The organism is Saccharopolyspora sp. (assembly GCF_017434145.1).
GTDB classification, from domain to species: domain Bacteria; phylum Actinomycetota; class Actinomycetes; order Mycobacteriales; family Pseudonocardiaceae; genus Saccharopolyspora_C; species Saccharopolyspora_C galaxeae.
The window spans coordinates 1-3,816 of sequence record NZ_JAFRFW010000960.1 but is presented as its reverse complement, the minus strand read 5'-3'; the positions used below and the strand labels follow the sequence as shown (position 1 = coordinate 3,816).

5 protein-coding genes are annotated in these 3,816 nt (G+C 71.5%); 4 read left to right on the top strand and 1 reads right to left on the bottom strand.

The genetic code is table 11. From position 1 onward, the window contains the following. Positions 1–103 precede the first annotated feature (103 nt). Positions 104–913 carry a 5-oxoprolinase subunit PxpA gene (locus tag IJH84_RS25920; RefSeq protein ID WP_200069884.1) on the bottom strand — a complete coding sequence of 270 codons (810 nt, stop codon included), beginning with the start codon at positions 911–913 and terminating at the stop codon, positions 104–106. Between the two features lie 350 nt (positions 914–1,263). On the opposite strand from IJH84_RS25920, the gene IJH84_RS25915 reads away from it, so the two are divergent. The 4 genes from IJH84_RS25915 to IJH84_RS25900 all read left to right on the top strand — a co-directional run. Continuing rightward, positions 1,264–2,160, top strand: a complete 897-nt coding sequence (locus IJH84_RS25915) for a carboxyltransferase domain-containing protein (RefSeq protein ID WP_295150021.1) — start codon at positions 1,264–1,266, stop codon at positions 2,158–2,160. Then, the gene (locus tag IJH84_RS25910) at positions 2,160–3,140 is read left to right on the top strand and encodes a biotin-dependent carboxyltransferase family protein (RefSeq protein WP_295150018.1); all 981 of its coding nucleotides are present in this window, start codon (positions 2,160–2,162) and stop codon (positions 3,138–3,140) included. The genes IJH84_RS25915 and IJH84_RS25910 overlap by 1 nt, the downstream gene beginning before the upstream one ends. A 42-nt stretch (positions 3,141–3,182) precedes the next feature. Beyond that, entirely contained in the window at positions 3,183–3,422 is a 240-nt protein-coding gene (locus tag IJH84_RS25905; RefSeq protein ID WP_200069461.1) for an acetyl-CoA carboxylase, read from the top strand. Beyond that, a partial coding sequence (locus IJH84_RS25900; protein WP_295150011.1) for a biotin carboxylase N-terminal domain-containing protein occupies positions 3,419–3,816 on the top strand: 398 nt, incomplete at its 3' end. The genes IJH84_RS25905 and IJH84_RS25900, both read left to right, overlap by 4 nt.

Sequence of the window (3,816 nt, the reverse complement as noted above, 5' to 3'; positions counted from 1 at the left end):
GACCACCGGGTCGCGCTGCGGGAAGAGCTGCTCCCCACCACCTGAGCAGGTCCGGCGAGGTGGCGCGGCCGGACGCTCCGTTCCTCCGGCCGAGCAGGGTCGGTCAGGCCGGTGCGGCCTCCCCCGTCGCCGTGGCCGCACCGCTGGTCCCGCGGCGCACCACCTCGCTCATCACGGCGAGTTCCACGCCTTCGGCGGCGAAGGCGTCGCGAACCGCGCCCGCCACCTCGACCGCGTTCGGCCGGTCGCCGTGCAGGCAGATCGTTTCGGCCCGGACCGGCACGGCGTTGCCGTTGACCGAGGTGACTTCACCGCGCAGCACCGCCAACGCCTGCTCGGCGCACCGCTGCGGGTCCTTCGCGACCGGGTTCGGTTCGATGATGATGTGCCCGGCGTCGTCGTAGTCGAGGTCGGCGAACGCCTCGCGCACCACCGGAATCCCGCGCTCGGCGACTTGATCCGCGGTCTGCCCGGCCAGCAGCACGACCGGAACACCGGGCGCCGCGGCCGCCACCGCTTCCCCGACCGCCTGCGCCGCGGCCGCGTCCCGCAACGTGAGCCCGTAGAGCGCACCGTGCGGTTTGACGTGCGTGATCGGCACACCCATCTCGTCGGCCAGCGCCCGCAGCGCGCCGAACTGATAGAGGCACGCGTCCGCCGCCTCCCGCGGGCTGAACGAGATCGCGCGCCTGCCGAACCCGGCCAGGTCCGGGAACCCCGGGTGCGCGCCCGCCGCGACCCCGGCCTCGCGCGCGATCCGCAGCGACGCACGCATCGTGGCCGGGTCCCCGGCGTGCCATCCGCACGCGATGTTCACCGAGCTGACCAACGGGATCAGCCGTTCGTCTGCACCCAGCTGCCACCTGCCGAAGCTTTCCCCGGCGTCCGCGTTGAGATCGACGAGAACCTGCAACCGACCCACCTCCCGCAGCGTCTGCAGCGGCCGAAACCGGGCCTTGCCCTGCGATGATCCGCCGGCCGCGTGCCGATGGTACGAGCCATGCTCCCGCAGCCACCGGTCGAGCACAGTGCTCCGTTCGGCCGCTGCGGGCGCGGCCGTGCCGCGCATCGCGCCGCCGTTCGGCGCAACCGGGTGCCTGCGTTCGCGCGTACCGGCCGCCCGGGACCGGCCGCTATGGTGACCCGAACGTGCGATTTTCCCAGCGCCGTCCATCGAGTTCACAGCCGTGCCCCTGCGCGGCCAATGGCTTCGGCGCATCCTCGATGCACGGCAGATCACCTCCGAGGCCCGAGGAGGTCGACATGGCAGCGACGAGCACGGACCTGCCTCCCGCTCGGTACGAGTTCGGCGGCGACGAATTCATCTTCGTCGAACTCGATCAGGAAATGAGTCTCCAGGCGAATTTCAAGGCGATGGCGATCACCGGCGCGCTCCGCGAGCAGAACGTCGACGGCATCGTGGACATCTGCCCCTCGAACGCCTCCTACATGGTCCGGCTGGACCCGGACCGGCTGCACCCGGTGGAACTGGCCGACGAGCTGCGCAGGCTCGAGCACTCGGCGGGCGAGCTGCCCGCGGACTACGTGGTACCGACGCGGATCGTCGACGTGCCGGTGCTGTTCGACGATCCGTGGACCCGGGAAACACTGCTGCGGTTCCGGGACAACCACCAGGACCCGTCGGTGACGGATTTGGAATACGCCGCGCGGATCAACGGATTCTCCGGTGTTCCGGAGCTGATCGACGCGATCACGGGTGCGCCGTTCATCGTCACGATGCTCGGATTCGTGCCCGGTCTCCCGTTCTGCTACCAGATGGTCCCGCGCGAGCGGCAGATCGAGGTTCCGAAGTACGTGCGGCCCCGAACCGACACCCCGGAACGGGCATTCGGCTACGGCGGCGCGTTCGCCGTGGTCTACCCGGTGCGCGGCGCAGGCGGGTACCAGTTGTTCGGGATCGCCCCGGCGCCGGTCTTCGACCTCGCCCAGCGGCTGCCGGATTTCGCCGAGCACATCGCCTTCCCCAAGCCGAGCGACATCCTGCGCTACCGCGCCATCGACCGCGCCGAGTACGACCGGCTGCGCGGCGAAGTGGAGGCCGGGACGTTCCGCTACCACACCCGCCCGGTGGAGTTCTCCCCGTCGGAGTTCCTGGCCGATCCGGACGGGTTCAACCGCCGGCTGCTGGAGGTGCTGTGATGAGCGAGGTCATCGTCCGCTCCGGAGGGCTGTCCACGACGGTGCAGGACCTGGGCCGCGACGGGCAGTACGCCATCGGGATGCCGCCGTCCGGCGCGCTGGACCAGTTCTCCTACCGCGTGGCGAACATGCTGGTGGGCAATCCGGTCGGCGCGGCCGCGCTGGAGGCCACCTACATCGGTCCCGAGCTGGAGTTCACCGACGAACGCCAGATCGCGATCACCGGCGCCGATGCTCCCGCCCGGATCAACGGAGAACCGGTGCCGCCGTGGGAAACGCTGCTGGTGCGCACCGGCGACGTGCTCGGCTTCGAGATGCTGCGCTCCGGCGCCCGTCCGTACGTCGCGATCAGCGGTGGCGTGGCCGTGCCCGAATACCTCGGCTCGCGGTCGACCTACACGCTCACCGGCATCGGCGGGTTCGAGGGCCGTTCGCTCGCCCAGGGCGACCGGCTGCCGCTGGGTGAGCGCCCGGCCAGCAGCCCGGCACCCGGCACCGCGGTTCCGGTCGAGCTGCGCCCGGACTTCAGCGGCGAGGCCGAACTGCGACTGGTGGTGGGGCTGTGCGCCTACCGGCTCACCGCGGCCGCGCTGGAGTCCTTCGGGGAAACGACGTGGAAGGTCACCAAGGACGCCGACCGGGTCGGCTACCGGCTGCGCGGCGGCACGATCGACTTCGTCGAGCGCGAGCAGCCGTTCGGGGCGGGCAGCGACCCGGCCAACGTGGTCGACTTGGGCTATCCGATCGGCTCGGTGCAGGTGCCCGGCGGAAACGAGCCGATCGTGCTGCTCGGCGACGCGGTCACCGGCGGCGGCTACGCCACCGTCGGCACCGTGATCTCGGTGGATCGGGACCGCATCGCGCAGGCCCGCACCGGGGACCGGGTCGGCTTCGTACCGGTCGACGTGGAGGCGGCGATGGCCGCGCGCCGGGACCGCACCGCGCGGTTGGAGAAGGTCCGCGCCGCCGTCTCCGGATGAACCCGGCCCGGCAAACCAACCCGATATCGACGAGGAGGTCCCATGTCGACCGTCAGCGCAGCACTCCCCGGCGTGTTCTACCGCCGCCCCTCGCCTGACCAGGACCCGTTCGTCGAGGTCGGCGGCGCGGTCCGGGAAGGCGAGACGATCGCGCTCATCGAGGTGATGAAGACCTTCACCGAGGTCAAGGCCGAGTCCGCGGGAACCATCGGGCGCTTCCTGCTCGACGACGGCGACGAAGTGGAAGCCGGGCAGGAACTGATCGAGGTCGTGGAAGCATGACGGGGCCGGGGCGGGTCCTGGTCGCGAACCGGGGCGAGATCGCGGTACGCATCATCCGCGCCTGCCACACCGCGGGCGTGGAGGCCGTCGCGGTGTACTCCGACGCCGACAAGAACTCCCGGTGGGTCCAGCTGGCCGACCACGCGGTGCACATCGGCCCGTCGCCCGCCGCGAAGTCCTACTTGGACTCCGCCGCGCTGCTGGAGGCCGCGCGCAGCACCCACGCCGACGCCGTGCATCCCGGCTACGGCTTCCTGTCCGAGAACGCGGCGTTCGCCCGCGCGGTGCAGGACGCGGGACTCGTGCTGATCGGCCCACCGGCCTCGGCGATCGAGCTGATGGGCGACAAGGCCACCGCGCGGGCGACCGCGCGGGCCGCGGGCGTGCCGGTGGT

What these genes read in the sequence shown, in the direction of transcription:
- IJH84_RS25905 (WP_200069461.1), top strand. Translation starts at nt 3,183, where the DNA reads ATGTCGACCGTCAGCGCAGCACTCCCCGGCGTGTTCTACCGCCGCCCC.
- IJH84_RS25910 (WP_295150018.1), top strand. Translation starts at nt 2,160, where the DNA reads ATGAGCGAGGTCATCGTCCGCTCCGGAGGGCTGTCCACGACGGTGCAG.
- IJH84_RS25915 (WP_295150021.1), top strand. Translation starts at nt 1,264, where the DNA reads ATGGCAGCGACGAGCACGGACCTGCCTCCCGCTCGGTACGAGTTCGGC.